This window comes from Pseudomonas sp. Teo4 (assembly GCF_034387475.1).
In the GTDB taxonomy this organism is placed as follows: Bacteria; Pseudomonadota; Gammaproteobacteria; order Pseudomonadales; family Pseudomonadaceae; genus Aquipseudomonas.
The window spans coordinates 1892662-1914392 of record NZ_JAXCIL010000001.1 but is presented as its reverse complement, the minus strand read 5'-3'; the positions used below and the strand labels follow the sequence as shown (position 1 = coordinate 1914392).

Annotated in this window: 20 protein-coding genes; 8 read left to right on the top strand and 12 right to left on the bottom strand. The window is 62.2% G+C overall.

Features of this window, described 5'->3' with window-relative positions:
• Positions 1-4 precede the first annotated feature (4 nt).
• The 5 genes from PspTeo4_RS08765 (at position 5) to leuD (ending at position 4700) form a co-directional block, all read left to right on the top strand.
• On the top strand, positions 5-853 hold the full coding sequence (locus PspTeo4_RS08765; protein WP_322363271.1) for a transketolase: 849 nt from the start codon (positions 5-7) through the stop codon (positions 851-853).
• Positions 850-1848 carry a transketolase family protein gene (locus PspTeo4_RS08760; protein WP_322363270.1) on the top strand — a complete coding sequence of 333 codons (999 nt, stop codon included), beginning with the start codon at positions 850-852 and terminating at the stop codon, positions 1846-1848. The genes PspTeo4_RS08765 and PspTeo4_RS08760 overlap by 4 nt, the downstream gene beginning before the upstream one ends.
• Positions 1849-2026: 178 nt before the next feature.
• Positions 2027-2497, top strand: coding sequence for a MaoC family dehydratase (locus PspTeo4_RS08755; RefSeq protein ID WP_322363269.1), 471 nt, complete (start codon positions 2027-2029; stop codon positions 2495-2497).
• Between the two features lie 171 nt (positions 2498-2668).
• Complete coding sequence (leuC, locus tag PspTeo4_RS08750; protein ID WP_322363268.1) at positions 2669-4090, top strand: 3-isopropylmalate dehydratase large subunit; 1422 nt, start codon at positions 2669-2671, stop codon at positions 4088-4090.
• A gap of 1 nt (position 4091) precedes the next feature.
• Positions 4092-4700 (top strand): 3-isopropylmalate dehydratase small subunit, encoded by a 609-nt coding sequence (gene leuD / locus PspTeo4_RS08745; protein WP_322363267.1) that lies wholly within the window; start codon positions 4092-4094, stop codon positions 4698-4700.
• Positions 4701-4721: 21 nt separating this feature from the next.
• Here leuD and PspTeo4_RS08740 read toward each other — a convergent pair whose 3' ends face one another.
• Positions 4722-5639, bottom strand: a complete 918-nt coding sequence (locus tag PspTeo4_RS08740) for a LysR substrate-binding domain-containing protein (protein ID WP_322363266.1) — start codon at positions 5637-5639, stop codon at positions 4722-4724.
• Positions 5640-5762: 123 nt separating this feature from the next.
• Here PspTeo4_RS08740 and PspTeo4_RS08735 point away from each other — a divergent pair, with 123 nt between their 5' ends.
• Positions 5763-7082 carry a 2-hydroxycarboxylate transporter family protein gene (locus tag PspTeo4_RS08735; protein WP_322363265.1) on the top strand — a complete coding sequence of 440 codons (1320 nt, stop codon included), beginning with the start codon at positions 5763-5765 and terminating at the stop codon, positions 7080-7082.
• Positions 7083-7090: 8 nt separating this feature from the next.
• Here the strand turns inward: PspTeo4_RS08735 and PspTeo4_RS08730 are convergent, their stop codons facing one another.
• From PspTeo4_RS08730 to PspTeo4_RS08685, 10 genes are all read right to left on the bottom strand, one after another.
• Positions 7091-8578, bottom strand: coding sequence for a DUF1254 domain-containing protein (locus PspTeo4_RS08730; protein WP_322363264.1), 1488 nt, complete (start codon positions 8576-8578; stop codon positions 7091-7093).
• A 59-nt stretch (positions 8579-8637) separates the two neighbouring features.
• Positions 8638-10101, bottom strand: coding sequence for a DUF1254 domain-containing protein (locus PspTeo4_RS08725; RefSeq protein WP_322363263.1), 1464 nt, complete (start codon positions 10099-10101; stop codon positions 8638-8640).
• Positions 10102-10417: 316 nt separating this feature from the next.
• On the bottom strand, positions 10418-11683 hold the full coding sequence (locus PspTeo4_RS08720) for an MFS transporter (protein WP_322363262.1): 1266 nt from the start codon (positions 11681-11683) through the stop codon (positions 10418-10420).
• A gap of 33 nt (positions 11684-11716) precedes the next feature.
• Entirely contained in the window at positions 11717-12787 is a 1071-nt protein-coding gene (locus PspTeo4_RS08715) for a sugar phosphate isomerase/epimerase family protein (protein WP_322363261.1), read from the bottom strand.
• Positions 12788-12899: 112 nt separating this feature from the next.
• Entirely contained in the window at positions 12900-14405 is a 1506-nt protein-coding gene (locus PspTeo4_RS08710) for a PLP-dependent aminotransferase family protein (protein ID WP_322363260.1), read from the bottom strand.
• 123 nt (positions 14406-14528) lie between these two features.
• Entirely contained in the window at positions 14529-15320 is a 792-nt protein-coding gene (locus tag PspTeo4_RS08705) for an ABC transporter ATP-binding protein (protein WP_322363259.1), read from the bottom strand.
• The gene (locus PspTeo4_RS08700; protein WP_322363258.1) at positions 15314-16309 is read right to left on the bottom strand and encodes an ABC transporter permease; all 996 of its coding nucleotides are present in this window, start codon (positions 16307-16309) and stop codon (positions 15314-15316) included. Before PspTeo4_RS08700 ends, PspTeo4_RS08705 begins: the two co-directional genes overlap by 7 nt.
• Positions 16290-17360 carry an ABC transporter substrate-binding protein gene (locus tag PspTeo4_RS08695; protein ID WP_322363257.1) on the bottom strand — a complete coding sequence of 357 codons (1071 nt, stop codon included), beginning with the start codon at positions 17358-17360 and terminating at the stop codon, positions 16290-16292. The genes PspTeo4_RS08700 and PspTeo4_RS08695 overlap by 20 nt, the downstream gene beginning before the upstream one ends.
• Positions 17361-17560: 200 nt before the next feature.
• Positions 17561-18181 (bottom strand): LysE family translocator, encoded by a 621-nt coding sequence (locus PspTeo4_RS08690; protein ID WP_322363256.1) that lies wholly within the window; start codon positions 18179-18181, stop codon positions 17561-17563.
• A gap of 108 nt (positions 18182-18289) precedes the next feature.
• Positions 18290-18736, bottom strand: a complete 447-nt coding sequence (locus PspTeo4_RS08685; protein WP_322363255.1) for a GNAT family N-acetyltransferase — start codon at positions 18734-18736, stop codon at positions 18290-18292.
• Positions 18737-18868: 132 nt separating this feature from the next.
• On the opposite strand from PspTeo4_RS08685, the gene PspTeo4_RS08680 reads away from it, so the two are divergent.
• The gene (locus PspTeo4_RS08680; protein ID WP_322364822.1) at positions 18869-19747 is read left to right on the top strand and encodes a serine hydrolase domain-containing protein; all 879 of its coding nucleotides are present in this window, start codon (positions 18869-18871) and stop codon (positions 19745-19747) included.
• A 30-nt stretch (positions 19748-19777) separates the two neighbouring features.
• On the opposite strand, the gene PspTeo4_RS08675 is transcribed toward PspTeo4_RS08680, so the two are convergent.
• Positions 19778-21001, bottom strand: a complete 1224-nt coding sequence (locus PspTeo4_RS08675) for an MFS transporter (protein ID WP_322363254.1) — start codon at positions 20999-21001, stop codon at positions 19778-19780.
• 259 nt (positions 21002-21260) lie between these two features.
• Here PspTeo4_RS08675 and PspTeo4_RS08670 point away from each other — a divergent pair, with 259 nt between their 5' ends.
• Positions 21261-21605: a hypothetical protein gene (locus PspTeo4_RS08670; protein ID WP_322363253.1), complete on the top strand. Its 345-nt coding sequence runs from the start codon at positions 21261-21263 to the stop codon at positions 21603-21605.
• The last annotated feature ends 126 nt before the right edge of the window (positions 21606-21731 follow it).

Genomic DNA, 21731 nt, shown 5'->3' with positions numbered 1-21731 from the left:
CCACATGACTGCTGTGCCTAACCACAACCAGGCGCTGCCACTGAGTGCGCGCGCTCACAATATTCGCCGCCATGCCTTGCGCATGGGGCAGGTTCAGGGCCAGGGCTATATCGGCCAGGCGCTGGGCGCTGCCGACCTGCTCGCGGTGGCCTACTTCCATGCGCTGAACATGGAACCGGGCAACCCGGAGTGGGAGGGGCGCGATCGCTTCTACCTGTCCATCGGGCACTACGCCATCGCCTTGTACGCGGCGTTGATCGAAGCCGGCGTCATTCCCGAGCAAGAGCTGGAAACCTACGGTGGCGATGACAGTCGCCTGCCCATGTCCGGCATGGCTGCCTACACCCCTGGCATGGAGATCACCGGCGGTTCGCTCGGCCACGGCCTGGGGATCGCCGTGGGTGCCTGCCTGGGACTCAAGCGCAAGGGCTCGGCCAGCTGGGTGTACAACCTGCTGTCGGACGGGGAGTTGAACGAGGGATCTACCTGGGAGGCGGTGATGTCCGCGAGCCATTGGCGGCTGGACAACCTGATCGCCATCGTCGACGTCAACAACCAGCAGGCCGACGGCCATTCCAGCGAGGTGCTGGCGTTCGAGCCGATCGTCGATCGCTGGCAGGCCTTTGGCTGGTATGTGCAGCGGGTCGATGGCAATGATCTCGACGCCCTGGTCAAGGCCTTCGACCAGGCCCGTGCGTATCCGCGGGCACAACCCCGGGTGATCATCTGCGACACCCGCATGGGCAAGGGCGTGCCCTTCCTGGAAAACCGCGACAAGACCCACTTCATTCGCGTCGACGAGCACGAATGGGACCTCGCCCTGCAAGCACTGGACGCCGGGAGCCAAGCATGAGCACTGTAAACACCGCCAAGAAACGCCTGACTACCTCGGCGATGATCGCCTCGATTGCCGCCGAAGGCCAGCCAACCCGGCCAGCGCCATTTGGCCACGCCCTCACGGCCCTGGCCGAACAGCGCCCGGACATCGTCGGCCTGAGCGCCGACCTGTCCAAGTACACCGACCTGCACATTTTCGCCAAGGCGCACCCGCAGCGCTTCTACCAGATGGGTATGGCCGAGCAACTGCTAATGAGCGCCGCCGCCGGCATGGCTCGCGAAGGGATGACGCCGTTCGCGACCACCTATGCGGTATTTGCATCGCGTCGTGCGTACGACTTCATCTGCATGGCCATTGCCGAAGAGAACCTCAACGTCAAGATCGTCTGCGGCCTGCCGGGCTTGACCACCGGTTATGGCCCCAGCCACCAGGCCACCGATGACCTGGCGATTTTCCGCGCCATGCCCAACCTGATGATCGTCGACCCCTGCGATGCACTGGAGATCGAGCAGGCGGTACCCGCCATTGCCGCACACCAGGGCCCGGTGTACATGCGCCTGCTGCGCGGCAACGTGCCGCTGGTGCTGGACCGCTACGACTACCGCTTCCAGCTGGGCAAGGCGCAGGTATTGCGCGGCGGCCGCGAAGTGCTGCTGATCGCCAGTGGGCTGATGACCATGCGTGCCCTGGAAGCGGCCGAGCAACTGCAGCGTGATGGTGTGGATGTGTCGGTGCTGCACGTGCCGACCATCAAACCGCTGGAAGAGGCGACGATCCTGGCCGAGGCGCGCAAACCTGGCCGTCTTGTGGTGACTGCGGAAAACCATTCGATTGTCGGTGGCCTGGGCGAAGCGGTGGCCGGCGTGTTGCTGCGTAATGGCGTCACGCCGACGTTCCGCCAGATCGCGCTGCCAGATGCTTTCCTGGATGCAGGGGCGTTGCCGACGCTGCATGACCGCTATGGCCTTTCCACCGAGGCGGTGTCGCGACAGATCAAGGCATGGCTGTGAGGCAGAGCTGAGGCCCTGATTCGCGCGGTACGGGGATGCAGCGCTGTTCACGGCATCGAGGCCCCGCATCAGGGCAGCCAGGTTTCAGGCAATAAGAAAATCCACATAATCTATTTCGGCAAGCGTACGTGGAGGGGCATCATGCCCCTCACACGCATTTCCCACCCGGAGCCGAGAGATGAGCGAGCCTATCTACCTGGAAGACCTGAAGGTTGGCGACACCTTCGTCAGTGCGCAGCATGCACTGGACACGCAGCAGATCGTGCGCTTTGCCAGCGAGTTCGATCCGCAGCCATTCCACCTGGACGACGACCTGGCGCAGGACACCTTCTTCGAGGGCCTGGCCGCCAGTGGTTGGCATACCGCCGCCATCACCATGAAGCTGCTGGTCGGTAGCCTGCCGTTCGCCCGCGGGCTGATCGGTGCCAATGTCGATGTGACCTGGCCGAAGCCTACGCGCCCTGGCGATGTGCTGAGTGTTCACAGCACGGTGGTCGAAGTGGCGCCGTCCCGCTCGCGGCCGGACCGTGGCATCGTCGTCATCGACTGCATCACCCGGAACCAGCGCGACGAAACCTTGCAGCGCATGACCACGAAAATTCTCTGCTTCAGACGCGGGGAGCAGGGCACTGGAGGTCGCGCTGAATAGAAAGGCCGAAGCCTGAAAGCAGCTGTCATTGATTCACGATTCGTGAATCATAGGTGTCCAGTAGGCGTATTTATTTCAAATTCAGACTCGATAAGCTGATGCCACCACGCCAAGGCAGTGACCGTGCTGCCTGTGGGCCGTATCAATAACAACATCGGGTACCTGATTGCGATGAATACCCCCAAGACCCTCTACCAGAAGCACATCGATTCACACACCGTCTGCTCGCTGGACGATCAGGGGCATGTGCTCCTGTATATAGACCGTCAGGTCGCCAACGAATACACCAGCCCACAAGCCTTCAGTGGCCTGCGCGAAGCCGGCCGCAAGGTGTGGCGCCCCAGCGCGACGCTGTGTGTGGTCGATCATGTGAACCCCACCGCGCCTGAACGTATTGCGGCAATGCCTGATGCAGGCGGGGCCTTGCAGGTGGATTACTTCGAACAGAACTGCCGCGACTTTGGCATCGAGTTGTTCGATGTACTGGACAAGCGCCAGGGCATCGAGCATGTCGTCGCACCGGAGCAAGGCTTCATTCTGCCAGGCATGGTGGTGGCTGCCGGCGATAGCCACACCACGACCTATGGCGCATTGGGTGCCTTTGGCTTCGGTATCGGTACATCGGAAATCGAACACCTGCTGGCGACCCAGACGCTGGTGTACAAACGCCTGAAAACGATGCGCGTCACTGTAAAGGGCACCCCTGGCAGCGGGATGGTTGCCAAGGACATCATCATGGAGCTGATTCGCCAGATCGGTGCGTCAGGTGCGACCGGTTACGCGATCGAGTTCACCGGGCCTGCCATCAGCGCGCTGAGTGTCGAGGCACGGATGACCATCTGCAACATGGCAGTGGAAGCCGGTGCCCGTGGGGCATTCATGGCCCCTGATGAAAAGGTGTTCGCTTACCTGGCCGACAAACCACGTGCGCCCAAAGGTGCGCTCTGGGAGCAGGCGGTGGCGCGTTGGAAGCTGCTGTTCAGCGACCACGGGGCGGTGTTCGACCGCGAGGTCCACATGGACGTGGCCGACCTGCAACCGATGGTCACCTGGGGCACCAGCCCCGACCAGGCCGCTGCCATTACCGCACGCGTTCCAGACCCGCAGCAGGAACCCGACCTGATCCTGCGCCAGGATCTGGAGCGGGCGTTGCGCTACATGGGCCTGCAGCCAGGCACCGAGCTGGCCAGTATCAGAATCAGCCATGCGTTCATCGGCTCGTGCACCAACGCGCGGCTGGAAGACCTGCGCGATGCCGCACGGGTGGTAAAGGGCCGCAAGGTGGCAGAGGGCGTTCGCGCCATGATCGTGCCCGGTTCGACCTTGGTGCGCGAACTTGCCGAGACCGAGGGGTTGGCACAGATCTTCCGTGACGCTGGCTTTGAATGGCGTCAATCGGGCTGCTCGATGTGCCTGGCCATGAACGATGATGTCCTCAGCCCCGGTGATCGCTGCGCCTCCAGCACCAACCGCAACTTCGAAGGCCGTCAGGGGCAGGGCGCACGTACCCACCTGATGAGCCCGGCAATGGTCGCAGCCGCCGCCGTCACGGGGCATTTGGTCGATGTTCGTTCACTGGTACTGGAGGCCTGATATGCAACCTTTCAACTTTGTCGAGGGCGTTGCGGCGCCAATGCTGGCGGCGAACGTCGATACCGACGTAATCATGCCCAAGCAGTTTCTCAAAGGTATCGACCGCAGCGGTCTCGACCGCGGCGCGTTCTTCGACCTGCGTTTTCTGCAGGACGGCTCGCCCAACCCCGGCTTCGTGCTGAACCAGGCACCCTGGCATCGGAGCACGTTCCTGGTAGTGGGGCCGAATTTCGGCTGTGGGTCGAGCCGTGAGCATGCGGTGTGGGGCTTGAAGCAGTTGGGTATCCGTGCCCTGATCGGCACCAGCTTCGCCGGCATTTTCTTTGATAACTGCCAGCGCAACGGAATGCTGGTCATTCAGCTGGCACCGGATGAGCTCAAAGATCTGGGCCAGCTGGTCAGCCAGCAGGGCTCGACGCATATCGCGGTAGACCTGGAGGCGCAGCATATTCTGCTGGCCGATGGCCGCGCCATTGCCTTCAGCATCGACACCTTGCGCAAGCAAGCCCTCTTGCAGGGGTTGGACGCCATCGGCAGCACCCTGCTGCGCAGTGAGCAAATCAGCAGTTTCGAGGCTCGGCACCTGCAGGCCAACCCCTGGCTTGCCTGAAACCCAAAGCGCCTGCCTGCTTCAGTCCGCCTGCAAGCGGCTGAAGCGGGATTGCAGAAACTCCACGCACACCCGCAGCTTGGCGGAGTCCGCCAGACGGGTCGGGTACACCGCCCAGACGTTCGCGCTCTGGCTGTACTCATGCAGTACCTGCACCAGTCGGCCCTGTTCCAGCAACGGCTTTACGTCCCACATCGAGCGCAGTATCACGCCACGATGGTTGAGCGCCCATTGCAGGACGATTTCGCCATTGTTCGATGAAAGCCGGCCATTTACCCGCACGACTTCTTCCTTTTCATCCGTACGCAACTGCCAAACGCCAAAGGGGTTGTTGCGCTCCTTGAGCACCAGGCAGTCATGCTGGGCCAGGTCGTCCAGGGTCATCGGCACGCCACGTTGCTGCAGGTATTCGGGGGTCGCGCACAGCACCCGCCGGTTGGCCACCAGCTGGCGACTGATGTGCTGGCCAGGAATGTCATCGCCCACGCGAATTTCCAGGTCGAACCCTTCCGCGACGATATCGACCACCCGGTCGAACACATCCAGACGAATCTCCAGGTCCGGGTACTCGCCCGACAGCTCGGCGATGGCCGGCGCTACATAGTTGCGGCCAAAGCCAAAACTGCTGCAGACATGCAACAACCCCCGCGGAGCCTTGCGCACCTGGCTCAGATCACCCATGAAATCGTCGAGATTGTCGAGGATACGCACCGCCCATTGTTGCGCGCGCAGGCCCGCATCGGTCAGGGCGATGCGCCGTGGCGTGCGGTGCAGCAGGCGGGTGCCGAGGGTGTCTTCAAGGATCTTGATGCGCTTGCTGACGTAGGCGGGCGACTGGTCCAGCTCTATGGCCGCACCGGCGAAACTGCCCATGCGGATGACGGTGAGAAACACCCGCAGGTCGTCAGGCAGAGGTGTTGATTCATGATTCGTGTTCATAGCGTGCATGGATGTCTTGTTTTTTTACGATTCGGAGAACGATAGCATTTTCTCAGCCCCGGAATCCCGTGACCGAGGCCTCTTGTTCCACTCCTCGTACAAAAACAACCAGAGGAATTCGAAATGACCCTCGCAACTCACGCAATGCCAGCCCGGCGTCGCCTCAGCGCGCTGATGGAGTACGAAGTTGGCGTCATACCGCTGCCGTATTTTCTGGGCATTGCCCTGATCGTCTTTCTTTCCGCGCACCTGGGCTATCTGCCCAAGACCATGATCGGCGGCCTTGCCGTAATCATGACGCTCGGCATGTTGCTCGGCCAACTGGGCCAGCGTCTGCCCTTGCTCCGTGACATCGGTGGCGGTGCCATCCTGTGCCTGCTGCTGCCGTCGGTGCTGGTGTACTACGGCTTCTTCGGCAGCACGACCATCGACGCCACCAAGATGCTGATGAAAGATGCCAACTTCCTGTACTTCGTGATCGCCAGCCTGGTGGTCGGCAGCATCCTGGGCATGAACCGGACGATCCTGGTCCAGGGCATGATCCGCATGTTCGTGCCATTGGTCATCGGCACGCTGGCCGCGGTAGTGGCGGGCCTTGCGGTGGGAGCCTGCTTTGGCTACTCGGTGCACCACACCTTCTTCTACATCATCGTGCCGATTATCGGTGGCGGTATTGGTGAAGGAATCCTGCCGTTGTCGCTGGCGTATGCGCACATTCTCGGCGGCGCCCCTGAACAGTATGTGGCGCAACTGGTGCCGGCCGCGGTGGTGGGCAACATTGTCGCCATTATCTGTGCAGGCACCCTGGCCCGTTGGGCGTCACGCAAGCCTCACCTGAACGGAGACGGCCAACTGATTCGTGCCCGCGCAGAGAACGATGTGTTCCGCGAAGAGCACGATGACGACAGCGCCATCGATTTTCGCTACATGGGCGCCGGCGTACTGCTGATCTGCGCGTTCTTCGTGCTGGGCGGCTTGCTGGAAAAGCTGGTGCATATTCCAGGGCCGGTAATGATGATTCTGGTCGCGGTGCTGTTCAAGTACGCCCGGGTGTTGCCTGAGCGGTTGGAAAAAGGCAGCAAGCGCTTCTACAAGCTGATTTCCACTGCGTTCATCTGGCCGGTCATGATCGGGCTGGGGATGTTGTATGTGCCGCTGGACAGTGTGGCGAGCGTGTTCTCGGTCGGTTACGTGTTGGTCTGTGCCGCCGTCGTGGTGGCGATGACGGCGGCGGGGTTCCTGGTGGGCAACCTGTTGAAGATGTTTCCTATCGAGTCGGCAATCGTCACCTGCTGCCATAGCGGGCTGGGCGGCACTGGAGATGTGGCGATCCTGTCGGCGTGCAATCGCATGTCATTGATGCCCTTCGCGCAGATATCTACCCGCATAGGAGGTGCCTCGACGGTAATCGGCGCGACATTACTGCTCGGGATTTTCAGCTGACGCGCAGCTCACTTGACCTTCACCACATCGTCAGGCTTCCAGGTCTGGTCGTAGAACGCGTCTTCACTGCCATACAGGCGCAGCGCCACGAGGAAGTTACGCCCCGGAATCGTCTGGATGAAGGCCGCGTCGGCCACCTCGGCAGGCTTTTCCGGGCCGAACCAGATTTCGATGGCACCATCCTGCTGCTTGGGAATGTCGTAGTAGCCGTTGGTGGACGGCAGCAATTGCTGGGTTTGCGGCATGGTGCCATCGGTGATGTTGTAGGCCGTAACCGCCCAGAACAGCGCCGCAGGTGGATTGGGTGGCAGGCGTAGCTTGTAGGTGCTGGAGCCTTCCAGGAAGTGGCCGTCCTCGTCCCGGCCGGTGAAGGGATACTTCGAGCCGGCCCCGGTGGTGTGCATCACCATGGCCGGTGCCGAGGAATAGGCGAACTGGAAGAAGTTGGCGCGCTGGTTCACGTCGAGGTAACTGTCCTGCATCCAGTCATTGGTGCCGCCGGCCCAGGTGTTCTCGTACTGGCGGTCCTGATAATAGAGGTTGCGCTTGTCCTCACGGCCCAACTGGCGGTTGGCCAGGATCATCTTCGGCGCAGTCTCCACGGCCTTTTTCAACAGTTCCTGCTGCCTTGCACTGGGCTTGAACGGCACGCCCTTGATGATGCCGATGGAGGCCAGTACACCACGAAGTTCAGGGTCGATGGCTTCCACCGGCTCGTAATCGACGAATGCCTTGAGCTTGGCCCAGTAGCTGTCGTCGACCGGATACATCATGTTCAGCGCCTTGCCACTGGCGTCGGGAAACACCATGGGTTTGACGTCTTTTTCCACCGTCCACAGCGGGTAGACGCGGGTGAGTTCGGCGTTTTTCACCGCTGGCGCCGGGTCCGGCTTGCCTTCGCCCTTGGCCATGACGGTGCGGAAGAACAGAAACACATTGTAGGTGCGCGACTTGACCGCGAAGTAGCTGGCCGGCACCGGCCCGGTGTAGTCCGGTGGCAACAGCAAGTACAGGCCACCCCGTGCCCGGTCCGGGCCGACCGCGCCGACATCGGTGAGGGTGCGCTGGAAGAAGTCGGTGAACATTCCGATCACGTTAGGTGGCGCCTTCACCACCAACGGGCCGGTCTGCTTAAGGTCCAGGTAACTCATGGAATAGATCACGTCGGCGTTCGGCGTGGGCACCATGGTTCGTGAGTCCATGCGCTGCTTCCAGATCGGCAGCACGTTGTAACCGGCGCCGAACGCCTTCTCCGAACCATCGCGCATGCCGATGGTATTCAGCGCCGGCAGCATGGTCATGTAGGCGTGTATCGCACGCTGGTAGAACAACTCGTCACGCAGGCCTTCGGCCTCTTTCGGGTCGAGCCAGTTGCCGTTGTTGATCTGCTTGATCAGTGGCGAGGCGGGAGCCTGGTCCGCTGCCTGGGCCATGGGTATGAGAGCCAGCGCGCCAGCCAGCGCCGACACTGCGAAACACCTGTTCGTCGAGTGCATGTGATTGCTCCCTGCCGATGAATTCGGCGTGGTTCAGGCGCCATGGCGCTGCAACGGGTTCACTTCACTTTCCTGATGACCGGCGGCTGCCAGCTGCCATCCAGAATCGGCTGTTTGCCCCAGTAGGCGCGGATGTACAGCGAAATGGGTTCCTTGGGTGATGGTAGCCAGTTGCTCTGTTTTTCCTGCCCGGGCGAGGAGGGCGCGATGTAGAGCGTGAGCGAACCGTCGGCGTTGCGCTTGAGGTCCTTGTTCTTGGTACCCAGGGAATAGCGCTTGAGCGTGTTGCTGCTGAACAGGTGCTTCTGGTTGTACAGCGTCAGCGACCAGAAGCCCTGCACAGGCGGCTCCTGCCCGGCGGCGAAGGTCACTTCGTAGCTGTGGCGGCCGTCGAGTTGGGCGCCGGACTGGTCGAAGTCGGTGTAGAAGTACTGGGTCTCGGTCGGACGGTTGTCGAACATGTTCGACTTGGCGGTGCCTGTGCGGTTGAAGTAATCGACGCCAAATTGTGCATTGTTGGTGGAGCGGTGCCAGCCGTTGCCGGCCGGACGGCCGTTGTGCTTCCACTCGAAGAACGGCTTGATGATGTCTCGTTCGCTGTCCACTGCGGTCTGGACCAGCAGTTTCTTGATGGCCGGGTCCTTGCTGGCGGCGTCCATCAACAAGCGGAACTGGCCATAGAGCGCTTCCTCGCCTGGCAGCGGCGGTACCATTTCCAGCACTTTGGGGAACTGGTCGAAGAACCGTTCCGGGATCACCCATCGGGTTTCCCCGCCGCTGGCCTTGGCCGCCTTGGGATTGGGAATGTCCGGCGTGCTCTTCCAGTCAATGGTTTTCATCTTCCCGTCGAACGCAGCCAGCGGGTAGAAGGCGACCTGATTGAGTTTCTCCTGAATGGCCGCGCGGTCCTCGGCGGTGTCATCCATGAAAATGCGTGGAATGGCATTCGCCAGCGCCGTGGGGCTGCGAATGATCGCCTCGACGCCTTGAGGTTTTTCGCCTTTCCAATTCGGCCCCACCAACAGGTAGAAACCGGGTTTGCTGCCATAGGGCTTGCCCAATTCTCCCACCTGATCGGTACGCTGGTCGTAGATCGAATAGACCCAGAACCGCTCGCCGAAATCGGGGACCTGGGCGATCACCGGTTCTTCGTCCAGTGAAAAGAAGCCCAGGCCATACACCACGTCCTGGTTGGGGCAGGTGACGAAGGTCTCTTCGGGCGTTATGTAGTCGTGCAGCATGCCCAGGTGGCCTCGGGGCGCCACCGGCAGTATGCCCCCCAGCAAGCCGGGGTGGGGGGCCTTGGTGATGGTGTCATTGCGGTTGAGCATGTTCACCATCGGCCAGCCCCAGAGATACGCCATGCGGGCGATCGCCCTGGCGTATTCGGGGTGCATCAGTACGCCGTGGGCGGGTTGGGTGACCTGCGCTGGCGTGGCGGGTGCCGGTTCGGCGGCGTGCGCCGCCACGATCATCGGCAAACTCAGAAGCGCGGTGCAGAGCAGTTTCAGGGAGTGGGCCATCATCGACATCCTTGCATAGTTAGCAGGGCCTGAAAGACGAAGTCGCGCACTGCCATGGATGTCGAGCAGAGCGGCTCGCTCGACATCCGCGCTCAATGACGTTTGCAGTCTAGATCGTGTGGACAGCAGAGCAAGTCGCAGGATTAACGGTTGCAGTGCACGGCACAGTGGGTTGTCTGGGAGGGCCTCATCGCCGGCAAGCCGGCTCCCACAGGTATTGCAATGATCTCAAGAACATCGCGGTCCATGTGGGAGCCGGCTTGCCGGCGATGAGGCCGGTACAGCCAACACAAGACAGTTGCTTCCCCAGAGCCCCTCAGGCCTGGGCCGCGCTCATCTCGCCGGTAGTCGTGCCATGCCTGCGTACCGCCCGATACAGCAGGCTCGACACCATGAAGCCCAACACCGCCAGCAGGCTCATGAGGGTGAACACGTAGTTGTAGCCCTGCTGCCCGGGGAAGTGGTCGAGGATCGCACCATAGATGATGTAGGCGAACATGCCTGGGGCGTAGCCGACCAGGCAGCCGATGCCGAAGGCCGAACCGGTGATGTGCTGGGGAATCCCGACTTCACCCATGGGGGCCCAGAACACGCCGCGCATGGAGAACACGATCAGCGCGAAGGACAGGGTGGCGGCCATGCCGGCATAGATGAAGCCTGGGCTTTTCGGAATCAGCAGAATCACGCCCATCAATGGCAACAACATCAGGAAGGCCCATTTCAGGTAGCGGCTGGTGCTTTTGAACTGTTTGTCGGCGATGAACCCGCCGGCCGGGCCACCCAGAATCTTCAGGAAGTACTGGTTGATGATGCCGTAGGCACCCACCAGCGCCACGGGCAGGCCATACACTTCCTTGAGGTAGGGAATGAAGTAGGTCAAGCCGCAATAGACGATGTAGACCATGAACACGTTGAGGCTGACCAGCCAGATACCGGGCACCTTGATCGCTTCCATGAGGTTGGCCAGGCCATTCTTCGGCTTGGCCACCGACTGCGTATTGCCGGCTTTTAGTAGCAGCCAGGTCAAGATACCCGCCGATATGTCGATGACCGAGTACAGCAGGATGGCCGACTTCAGGCCATTTTCGCCTGAACCCATGGCGACGAAGACGCCCAGGGCGGAAAAGGCCACGAGGGTATCGACCACGCCACGTCCGCCTTCGAGCAGACCGAACAGCCGGCCTTGTTCCTTGTCGTCACCCAGGTTGCGAACGGCCTTGAGCAGCGATGGCCAGAACAGGCAGTCGGCGCACACGGCCAGCAGGCTGAACACGATCAGCAAATGGCTGAAGGGTGGGAAAGTTGCCAGGTACAGGCCCAGGCCGCCGGTGCCGATCAGGCCGAGTGGGATGAGCTTGCGGGTGTCATAGCGGTCTGCAAGCAGCCCGCCCAGCACGAACAGCGCCGTTGCGATGATGGCGTTGGCGCTCAGCAGCACGCCGATTTGCGTGTGGCTCAAGCCCATGAATTCCTGCATGGGCACATAGAAGGCGTCCTTGAGGTTGGCCAGTTTGTAGACGGTGCCGCCACCGAGGACGAGAATCAGAAATCTCAGCCATTTGGCCTTGTTTTGAATTGTCATTGTTGTTCTCCGGACGTAGTCGGGGCGTCAGGTTCAGGCGTTGGAGGAGGTGGCCAGGGTCAGTTCGGCCAGGGTGCGCAACTCGGCCAGCACGCCGCGAACGTAGGCCACCTGGTTGTTCGCCCAGCGGTGCTCGTCGGCCAGCATGCGGTCCAGGGAGTACCCCTGCGGCAGCGGCGTTTCGCTCATCTCGCGGTAGGCAATGAAGGGGTCGGCTTCTTCCACGCTCTGGCGGAAGGCAGGGGCCACGTAGTGGTTTTCCTGCTCGAGAATGAAGGCGATCACCTGTGGGGTGGCGTCGCCGAGCATCAACAGTTCGAACAGCATGCGCGGGCTGGGCAGGTCATCCTCGGCACTGCCCTGCAGCACGCCGTAATGGCCGAAGCCGTTGTCTTCCGGAACGATGCGCACGCCCTTGAGGTGGGTCTGGCGGATATGCGGCGCCAGGTTGCGCAGGGCCTGCAGGGGCTGCTCGCAGGCATTGATCATGTTGCCGAAGTCGAACAGGGCATGCAGGCGAGGGTGGTCGAGGCGCTGGAGCAGCTGTGCGATCTCATCGCTCTTGAGTTCTTCATGCTGCTCGAAGTCGATGTACAGGTCGTGCTCGTCGGCCTGCTGCGCGAGGTAGCGCAGGTCGGTTTCGATGATGTCCATGACCCGCGAAAGCGTGCCCTCGTAGCGCGAGTAGACGCGGATGTTGCGTACCCCCAGGGCGTTGGCGATGCTGATCACCTGGTCGACGTCGCGTTTCAGCGTGCTGCTGATTTCCAGGTGTACCTGCAGCCCCAGCGCCTTGGCCTTGTCGGCGAAGGCCTGCAATTGCGCGGGGGACATCTGGCTCAGGCTGTTTTCCTCGCCATCGAGCAGGTGCAGGCTCAGGCCTTGCAGTTCATGTCGATAGGCGAAGTCCAGCAGGTCGGCCGGGGTGACGCGGCCATGGGTGAGGTTGGTCAACAGCGGGTAGGCGTGGGCGAACAGGCGCACCTGGCCCAGACGTTCGAGCAAGCGGCGGGCCAGCGCGTCGGTGAGCAGCGGTACTGCCCCGTCTTCGACCACCTTGTGGCTCAGCAAGGTGTTGAAGCGTTCCTGGATCTTATTGTTCATCAGCGTCGTTCCTGGTTCAGACACCGGGTCTCCCGGCGCAACCTTTATCGCGCCAGTCAGGAACACTCGATAGATCCACTATCCACCAATTGATAGGACCACTTGCCGTGACTCACCCGGTTGCTGGCAGGTAACCCAGGCTGCGCAAGGCATCGGCCAGCGCCTGGACACGCTCCCGCGCCTGGTTTTCAGGGGTGCCGGCAAAGCCGATCAACAACGCCGGTGGTAGCTGATGCTGGATGCGATAGTCGCTCAAGGCATAGGTGTGGATTTTATGCCTGGCCAGTTGCAGCGCTACCTCGGTGTCACTGAGTTCAGGCGGTAGCCAGGCGATCAGGTGCATGCCAGCATCGGTGGGGGCGAGGCGCAGGAAACCGCCAAGCTGTTGTTCAAGCTGTTCGATCAGCGCCTGCTGACGCGCCTTGTACAAGGCGCGCATGCGGCGAATGTGCCCCAGGAAGTGGCCTTCGACCATGAAGTCCGCCGTGGTGGCCTGGAGCAGGGTGGGCGGGCTGCGGTCCATGACCGCGCGCAGGGTGCAGAAAGGCTCGACCAGCGCGTGCGGCAGAATCACGTACCCCAGGCGCAGGGACGGGAACAGCACTTTGCTGAAGGTGCCGACATAGATCACCCGGGCCATCTGGTCCATCGCATAAAGCGCCGGAAGCAGGCGCCCGCTGTAGCGGAACTCGCTGTCGCAATCGTCTTCGATGATCCAGCTTTGCTGCTGCGCCGCCCAATCGATCAGGGCCTGGCGCCGTGCATAACTGAGGGTGACGCCCATCGGGTGCTGGCGCGAAGGCGTGCAGAACACCAAGCGGGCATCCGGGCATTCGGCAAGGCCTTGCTGCACATCGATACCCTGGTCGTCGATAGGCAATGCGACCACTCGAGCGCCCTGGGCCTGCAAGGCGATGCGCGCGGCGATGTGGCCTGGGTCTTCCATCCATACGCCATCCTGGGGGTTGAGCAGCAGCATGCCCAGCAGGTTGAAGGCTTGCTGGGCACCGGAAACGATCACCACTTGCCCAGCGTCGCAGTCGATGCCCCGGGCGTCGAACACGTATTCGGCAATTGCCGCGCGCAGTGCCTGCAAGCCCTGCAACTCGCCATACCCCAGCAGCGCCTTGCTGGGCTTTTGCAGGTGGCGGTTCATCAGCCGGCGCCAGGTCGCCTGGGGGAAGGCTTCGTAAGTGCTGTGGCTGGGCAGGAAAGACGTGGGTGTCGCGGGGTCCCACTCGGCGTAGGACACCCCGCGAAAGTGGTCGCTGCGCAGCGACAGCATCGACTGGCTCAAATCCGACAGCCGCGGCGGTTGGCGCGGCACCTCCTGCTCAAGCCCCCGGCTTTCCCATTCAGTGCCGACAAACGTACCCGCGCCTGAACGCGAGGCCAAAAAGCCCTCGGCAATCAGCTGGTCGAACGCATTGAGGATGGTGATTCGCGACAACCCCAGCTCATCGCTCAGGGTGCGGGTCGACGGCAGCCGCACGCCCCCTTGGAGCCTGCCGTTGAGGATCTGCTTGCGAATCTGCAGATACAGCTGGCGGTAAAGGGGAATGGCACTGGCACGGTCCAGCTCGATGGCCGACAGCAGCAAACCTGCGGGGGATTTCATGACGTGCTCGTTCGGGGCAAGGGATGAACCGCCATTTCAGGTCATACATTTGTACAAAGCAACGGTCCGGCCTCTGAATTTGAACGATGTACAACTTCCTGCCCAGGCAGTGTTGGACAACCGCTACCAGTCGCGACCCTGGCCCAGCAGTTCGAGGGCGTGGTGACGCAGTTCCAGCAAACGCGGGTCATCGCGGCGGCGCGGGTAGGGGCGCTCGACCTTCAGCTCAGCCAGCACCCGTGCCGGGCGTGGCGAGAACACCAGCACGCGGTCGCACATCAACAACGCCTCCTCGACATCGTGGGTCACCAGCAGCGAGCTATAGGCCTGTTGCTGCCACAGCCGTATCAGTTCGCCCTGCAGGGTGATGCGGGTCAGCGAGTCGAGCTTGCCCAGCGGCTCATCGAGCAACAGCACTCGCGGTTCGTTGATCAGCGCTCGGGCCAGGGCCGCTCGCTGAGCCATGCCGCCGGAAAGCTGGCGTGGGTAGGCATCGCGAAATTCCAACAGGCCCACCTTGCGCAGTGTGTCGTCGACCCGGTGCCGCTGCGCCTTGAGCTGCCCGCGGGCCTGCAGGCCCAGGGCGACGTTGTCCCACACACTGCGCCAGGGGTACAGCGTGGGGTCTTGGAACACCAGGACCCGCGAGTGGTGGGGGCCATCGACGGTTTCACCGTCGGCCAACAGGTGGCCGCCCTGCAAGGGCTCCAGGCCGGCAACCAGGCGTAGCAGGGTCGACTTGCCACAGCCCGAGGGGCCGAGCAGGCCGACGCTTTCGCCGGGTGCCAGTTGCAGGTCGACCTTGTCCAGCACTGGCAAGTGGCTGTCGCCGAGTGCGAAGGCATGGCTCAAACCGCGAATATCCAGGGCCATGCCGATTGCTTGTGGCGTGGCAGTGTGCGCGAGGTTCACCATTTCACGGCTCCTTTCTGCCAGGACAATACCCGGTCACGAACAACGAACAATAACGTGATCAACCCGGAGCAAAGCAGCGCCATCACCAGCAGCGCCGCGTACATGTTGGCGTAGGCCGCCCAACCCTGGGCCCATTGCAGGTACCAGCCAAGGCCTGCCTTGACGCCCATCATCTCGGCCACCACCAGCACCGAAAACGAAGCGCCCAGGCCCATGAACAGGCCGACGAAGACATGGGGCAACGCCGCTGGAATCGCCACCCGCAACACCAGAAAGCGCGAGCTGGCGCCCAAGGTGCGGGCCACTTCGTAGTAGGCCTTGTCGACGCTGGCCACCCCGGACCAGGTCAGTACGGTGACCGGGAACCAGGTGGCCAGGGCAATCAGGAACACGCTGGCGCTCCAGCTGGACGGGAAGAAGAAAAAGCAGATCGGTAGCAGCGCCGTTGATGGCACCGGGCCCAGGATGCGCAGCACCGGGTGCACCCAGTAGCCGATGCGGTGCGACCAGCCGATGGCCACCCCGGCAATGAAGCCGGCGAAGCCACCGATGATCACACCATTGAGCAGCAGCCACAGCGAATGCAGCAGGCTTTCGCCCAGTCGTGGCCAGTCATCGACGAACACCTCGATCAGTGCCTGGGGCGGCGCGAAGAACGGCACAGGCAACAGCACTACCTTGGCCGTCACCAGCAGCCAGATGCCCAGCAGCAGGGGCAGGGCGGCCAACCAGGCGCCCGCCGGCCGCAGCCGCTGGACCAGGCGGGTGAAGAGCGACGGCAGCAGTGCCGGCACTGCCAGCAACACCCCGACGCTAGCGCTGGCCAAGGCCAGCTCGCGGGTAAAAGGCCATGGCTTGCCGCCGTCCGGATACAGGCCCGTGAACAGCGCGAAGGCGACCCAGGCAAGCGCCGCCAGCAGCCCTGCACGCCAGATTACCGCCCGTGGGGGTTGAGCGGCCTGGCTGTGCTCAAGCGAATACGTTGGCATGGATCCCCTCCGCGAACTCCAGTGGGTCGGTACGGGGGCGCAGCACCTCGATGTTTTTCAGGTCGCGGGCGTACACCGCGATCTCTTTGACGAAGGTGTCGCCCACCGAGTAATAGCCATGGGTGTGCTCGGTGAGGATGGCGTGCACCTCTTCCTTGGAGGTGTTCACCGCGAACTTGAGAAACTCCTCGGCCACCGCGTCCGGGTTGCGCGAGGCCCAGGCATGGGCCTGCAGAATCGAGTGGGTGATGGCCGCCGCCACAGGTGTGTCGTCGCGCGCCAGCTTGCCGCTGACCCCCACCACGCAGCAGCTCATGTTGGCGTATTCCTCGATCATGTTGGTGGCAAGCTCGGTGAAGCCTGGCTGCTGCTTGACGCGGTACATGATCGGGTCCGAGCCGCTGGCGGCCTGGATCTCGCCTTTTTGCAGGGCGACGCTGAGCAGGTCGACCGGGTACACCCGCCAGGTCACGTCCCGCACCGGGTCGACGCCATGGCGCTTGAGCATCAGGGAAAAGAAGTTCTTGTCCGCTGCCGCCATGTCGGTGACGCCGATGGTCGCGCCCTTGAGGGCTGCCAGGCTCTTCGGGCCGTCGTTCAGGGTCAGCAGACGCAGACAACCACCGTGGGTGCCTGCGGTCAGCTTGACGTCGAAGCCTTGCTCCAGCGCCTTCAGCCAGCGCAACGCCATGCCGGTAGCGGCATCCGCCTTGCCGGTTGCCATGGATTCGAGCAGCACCTCGGTGGAGTTGCCGAAGTTGACGAACTCCACGTCGAGATTGTGGCGCTTGAAGATGCCCTGGCTGTCGGCCACGGCTACCGGCGCCAGGCACACGGCATTGAGGTTGGTCGCGAGCTTGATCTTGCGTGGCTCGGGCAGCACCCAGCGATTGCTTTCGAGGTCCAGGCCGCTGCCCACGGGGTGAGCGGCATGGGCGGCGTGCCCGACGTGGCTGTCATCGGCAAACGCGAAGCGGCCGACAAACGCGGCTGCCGCAGCAGTACCCGCCATCGCGAGCAACTGGCGGCGGTTGAAGGAAGAAACGGGCATGGTGCCTCCGTGCGTGATCAGGGGGCAGGCACCACGTGGCCGGGTAGCGTGCAGGATGTGCGGAAATTGTAGTGCTTCAGCCAGTTTTAAGAGCTGAAGGGTATATGTGGCTAAATCCTAATGGTTTCCTAAATGGATATGAAATGCACTTTAGGCATAACCTAATATGCAAAAGTATTATTTTTAAGGCGCGAGCGTGATCAACGCCTGCTCAGCGCCAGGCGCACGGCAAATAGCACGAAGACCATGCCTGTGGCGCGGTCCAGCCATCCGATGACCTTTTCGCGGCGCAGTACCCCCGCGAGTGACTGTGTTGCGCCGATCAGCGCCACCGCCCACAACAGACCCAGCGCCACGTGGATGCCGACCAGGCCAAAGGTCCAGGCCACCAAGGGCTGGCCCTGAGGGATGAACTGCGGCAGGAACGAGACGTAGAAAATGCCGACTTTCGGGTTCAGCAGGTTGCCCATCATGCCCTTGAGGAACCAGTTGGTCTCTGCGCGTTCCTGCGTTGCATCCGGCGCCAACGATTGCCGTGGCCGCACCAGCATGTTCACGCCCAGCCAGGCCAGGTAGGCCGCGCCGCAGTACTTCAAGACGTTGTAAGCCAGTTCCGACACTGCCAGCAGCGCCCCGAGGCCGAACGCAACCGCGGCGCCCCACAGCAGGCAGCCAGCGTTGATCCCCAGCGCCGCGCGTAACCCTTGTCGGCGTCCCTCGACCGTGGCTGTTCTGAGGATGAGCGCAGTATCGAGGCCCGGTGTCACGGTCAGCAGTGTGGCCGCTAGAGTGAACGCAATCAGGTTGTCGGCAATGGGCATGAGCATAGGCACCTGGAGGGAAGGTGAGCGCAGGTTAGCATGGGCATGCGTTGCCAATTCATTGCGTAGCGGCAAGCCAAGGCGGCACGCGCGAACACATGCGCAGGGTCAGTCGAGAGACTTTTCGAAGTAGACGCGGCTGAAGCCGTCCTCCGTGCGCTGCGCCACTTGCACATAACCGAGTTTTGGGTAGATCGACAGGTTGTCGGTCATTTTCTCGTTGGTGTACAGGTGCACTGCAGGCAGGCCTAGTTGCCGGGCAGTGTGCTCGCAAAAGCCGATAAGCGCCTTGCCGACACCACGGCCGGCCGCACTGGGCAACACGGCCACGTTCTCCAGCAACATGTAACCTGCCTCGGGGTAAAACACGATGAAACCCTGAAACCCGCCCTGATCATCGGTGGCGACATGTACAAAGCCTGCCGCGATCTGCGCGACGTAGTCGGCGACCATTGGCGCGGGCTTGCGCCCGATCAGCGGCACATAGTGGGCGTAGGCCTGCTCGGCGCATGTTCTGATTGAGGGTTCATCGCAAGCTTTGGCCAGGCGGATCATCTCGAACGCTCCAGGTGCAGGGGGTTCGATACTGTCTGACGCCAGCCTCCTGCGCAATCCTCAAGCTTGCAACCCACCCTGTGGGAGCGATTGCGTTATCTTGTCGATCCGCACAACACGCCAGGGAAGCCCATGCTCAGTGCACTCGTATCAAATGGCCAACCACGAACGCCTGACCCATCAGAACCATTGGTCCCTTGGTGGAGCTTCACGAAAACAGTGCTGGCGGCGACAGCCCTCACCTTGGTGCGTGATGGGCGGGTTGGGTTGGACGCGCCTGTTCTCGATCAACCGTTCACCTTGCGCCAGCTGCTGCGACACGAGGCGGGCCTCGCCGACTATGGCGAACTGGCGGACTATCACGCCGCGGTTGCCAACAACGAATCAGCCTGGCCGGCAAGTGAAATGATGCAGCGCCTCGAAGGTGCTCGGCTGCGCTACAGCCCCGGGACCGCATGGCGCTACTCGAATGTTGGCTACATGCTGGTTGGCAGTCTTATCGAACGGCTGACTGACCTGACGCTTGATGAGGCTGTGAGTCAACGGGCGTTGATCCCGCTGGGCCTGTCAAATGTGCGCTTTGCCAGAACGCGGGCGGACTTGCAAACGACCCTCCTTGGAAGTACTTCGGAGTACGACCCTGCCTGGGTCTATCACGGCTTGCTGATAGGCCCTGTTTCACAAGCCGCGCAGTTTCTGGATCGCCTGTTCTGCACAGGGCTTCTACCCACGGGCTTGCTCCAGCAGATGCAGGCGGCCCGGACGTTGGGTGGTCCGATTCCCGGCCGCCCATGGATTACCCCAGGCTATGGCCTTGGCGTTATGCAGGGGGAGGTCGAAGGAGGCTTTACGCTCTGCGGGCACACAGGCTGCGGGCCTGGCAGTGTCATTGCCGTTTATCGTGCCGGCAACGGCGACGAATCGTTCAGTTGTGCGGCTTTCGAGGCGGATGAAAGGGAAGGTGCCGTCGAAGCTCAAGTAGTTGCACAGCTGCTAAAAGCCCTGCGCTAGGGAACGGGGGCGCGATGGCCCCCAATGGGCTCAAGTGGGTTGAGCCGCCAGGTTGTTACTGACGTTACGCCCCAGCACAAGCACCGTGACCAAACCGCAACCCACCAGGGCCGTGGCCAGGCTCAGCAGCACCGAGCTGCCCAGTTGGTCGACGATACGCCCTCCGAAGAACGAGCCCAGCGCGATGATCACCTGGAACATGGCCACGAACAGCGGCATGCCGCGTTCGACATCCTTGGGCGCCACGACGAACATCCAGATACTGGCGCAGGCCGGGAAGGCACCGAAGGCGAAGCCCCAAAGCGCGATCAGCATCGCAGCGCCAGTCATGCCGGTGGCGAAGTGGGGGAACAGCGCGGTGCTGGTGCCGATCATGAGTCCGACCAGCAACAGCGTGTGACGTACGCTTCGGTTGGCGGCGAAACCGGCGAAAATATTGCCCAGTACACCGGCCACGCCATAGAGCAACAGCAGCGAGCCAATGGTCGGCCCGTCAAAGCCGGCCTTTTGCTTGAAGAAGGGGGCTACGTAGGTGTAGGCAGCGAAGTGCGCAAGGCCGATCAGCAACACCGCGATCAACCCGACCCGCGCCTGCGGGTTGATGAACAAGGCCGGCAGGTCACTGATGCGAATGGCCTTGTCCGGGTTCAGGCGCGGGAGCAGAAAGACTTGCGCCAGCAACACCGGTACACCCACCAGCGCGGTGATCAGGAACGTCATGCGCCAGCCCATCAGGCCACTGAGCCAGGTGCCGACCGGCACACCCAGCACGGTGGCCAGGGTCACACCGACCATGATAATCGAGGTGGCCTGGGCCACGCCCACCCCCTTGGGAGCCAGGCGACCGCTCAGGGCAATGGCCGTGGCCCAGAAGCCACCGATGCTGATGCCCAGCAATACGCGGCCGAACAGCAGCAGGTTGAAGTCGCTCGCATAGGCCACGACCGCGTTGGCGATGATCATGATCAGCGTCAGGCCGATCAGCAGATAGCGACGGTCCAGGGCGCCGATGCCCACCGACAGCAAAGGGGCGGCGAGGGCGGCCATGATGCCGGGCAGGGTCACCATCAGGCCGGCCTGGCCTGCGCTGATGCCCAGGTCGCTGGCGACATCGTTGAGCACGCCCACGGGGAGAAATTCGCTGGTCACCAGGGCGAAAGCCCCCACGGCGACGGAAAGAATCGCCAGCCACTGCTGCTTGACGCTCTGTTGATTATGTTCGGGGACGTGAGGGGGCTGATTGGGGCTTGGCATGGTGTCGGGTTCCAAGGTGGGATGACGCCTGAAGCAGGCGCGTGGAGCGGGGGGGAAATGGGGGGCGATTATAGGAGGTGGTGCTGGCAACCCGACAGGCGGCGCTCTCGATAGTAATCATCAGCGCAATCGATGGGACGCGTTGCACCAGAGCGCCTGACATCAAGCATCGACGGTGAAACTCAAATCGGTAAACTAGGCCAAGCCAGCAACTCTTGGACTGGTTAACACTTGATCGTGCGCGCAATGGATTTCCGCCATGCCTGAAGTCAACAAGCCTGCTTTGGCTCTCATTTTTTTGCTGTTCTCGGCCGTCTGTGCTGCCGACGATGACATCACTCGGGAGTCGGTGAGGCTGATAAAGGCTGATTTTCCCGCAGGGTGCGTGGTCAGGCTTGACCAGTATCTGTCGAGCGTTGGCACAAACGGCGTGATGGGCGGGGCTTGGCTTGTGCAGACCTGCCAAGGAAGCTTCGAGTATGGCTCCCGCTACTTTCCAGCAGCAGTGCACGCAGATGGGCAACGGGTTCGTGTAACGCGCAATCGCAAGCTCGATGCAATGACGCCGGAGCAGTTGAAGCGTTCGTACTCTCTCAAAGAGTAGAGGCAGCGATCTAGTATCGCCTTTGCTGGGCAACTTTCTTGCTCAACATCTAACAAGCTTGCGCGATCCTGTGGGAGCCGGCTTGCCGGCGATCACCGGCGAAGCCGGTGCCATACACCGAGTTGC

Excerpts from the sequence above, each read along its gene's own strand:
- PspTeo4_RS08765 (WP_322363271.1), top strand. The coding sequence starts at position 5 with ATGACTGCTGTGCCTAACCACAACCAGGCGCTGCCACTGAGTGCGCGC.
- PspTeo4_RS08760 (WP_322363270.1), top strand. The coding sequence starts at position 850 with ATGAGCACTGTAAACACCGCCAAGAAACGCCTGACTACCTCGGCGATG.
- PspTeo4_RS08755 (WP_322363269.1), top strand. The coding sequence starts at position 2,027 with ATGAGCGAGCCTATCTACCTGGAAGACCTGAAGGTTGGCGACACCTTC.
- leuC (WP_322363268.1), top strand. The coding sequence starts at position 2,669 with ATGAATACCCCCAAGACCCTCTACCAGAAGCACATCGATTCACACACC.
- leuD (WP_322363267.1), top strand. The coding sequence starts at position 4,092 with ATGCAACCTTTCAACTTTGTCGAGGGCGTTGCGGCGCCAATGCTGGCG.
- PspTeo4_RS08740 (WP_322363266.1), bottom strand. The coding sequence starts at position 5,639 with ATGAACACGAATCATGAATCAACACCTCTGCCTGACGACCTGCGGGTG.
- PspTeo4_RS08735 (WP_322363265.1), top strand. The coding sequence starts at position 5,763 with ATGACCCTCGCAACTCACGCAATGCCAGCCCGGCGTCGCCTCAGCGCG.
- PspTeo4_RS08730 (WP_322363264.1), bottom strand. The coding sequence starts at position 8,578 with ATGCACTCGACGAACAGGTGTTTCGCAGTGTCGGCGCTGGCTGGCGCG.
- PspTeo4_RS08725 (WP_322363263.1), bottom strand. The coding sequence starts at position 10,101 with ATGGCCCACTCCCTGAAACTGCTCTGCACCGCGCTTCTGAGTTTGCCG.
- PspTeo4_RS08720 (WP_322363262.1), bottom strand. The coding sequence starts at position 11,683 with ATGACAATTCAAAACAAGGCCAAATGGCTGAGATTTCTGATTCTCGTC.
- PspTeo4_RS08715 (WP_322363261.1), bottom strand. The coding sequence starts at position 12,787 with ATGAACAATAAGATCCAGGAACGCTTCAACACCTTGCTGAGCCACAAG.
- PspTeo4_RS08710 (WP_322363260.1), bottom strand. The coding sequence starts at position 14,405 with ATGAAATCCCCCGCAGGTTTGCTGCTGTCGGCCATCGAGCTGGACCGT.
- PspTeo4_RS08705 (WP_322363259.1), bottom strand. The coding sequence starts at position 15,320 with ATGGTGAACCTCGCGCACACTGCCACGCCACAAGCAATCGGCATGGCC.
- PspTeo4_RS08700 (WP_322363258.1), bottom strand. The coding sequence starts at position 16,309 with ATGCCAACGTATTCGCTTGAGCACAGCCAGGCCGCTCAACCCCCACGG.
- PspTeo4_RS08695 (WP_322363257.1), bottom strand. The coding sequence starts at position 17,360 with ATGCCCGTTTCTTCCTTCAACCGCCGCCAGTTGCTCGCGATGGCGGGT.
- PspTeo4_RS08690 (WP_322363256.1), bottom strand. The coding sequence starts at position 18,181 with ATGCCCATTGCCGACAACCTGATTGCGTTCACTCTAGCGGCCACACTG.
- PspTeo4_RS08685 (WP_322363255.1), bottom strand. The coding sequence starts at position 18,736 with ATGATCCGCCTGGCCAAAGCTTGCGATGAACCCTCAATCAGAACATGC.
- PspTeo4_RS08680 (WP_322364822.1), top strand. The coding sequence starts at position 18,869 with ATGCTCAGTGCACTCGTATCAAATGGCCAACCACGAACGCCTGACCCA.
- PspTeo4_RS08675 (WP_322363254.1), bottom strand. The coding sequence starts at position 21,001 with ATGCCAAGCCCCAATCAGCCCCCTCACGTCCCCGAACATAATCAACAG.
- PspTeo4_RS08670 (WP_322363253.1), top strand. The coding sequence starts at position 21,261 with ATGCCTGAAGTCAACAAGCCTGCTTTGGCTCTCATTTTTTTGCTGTTC.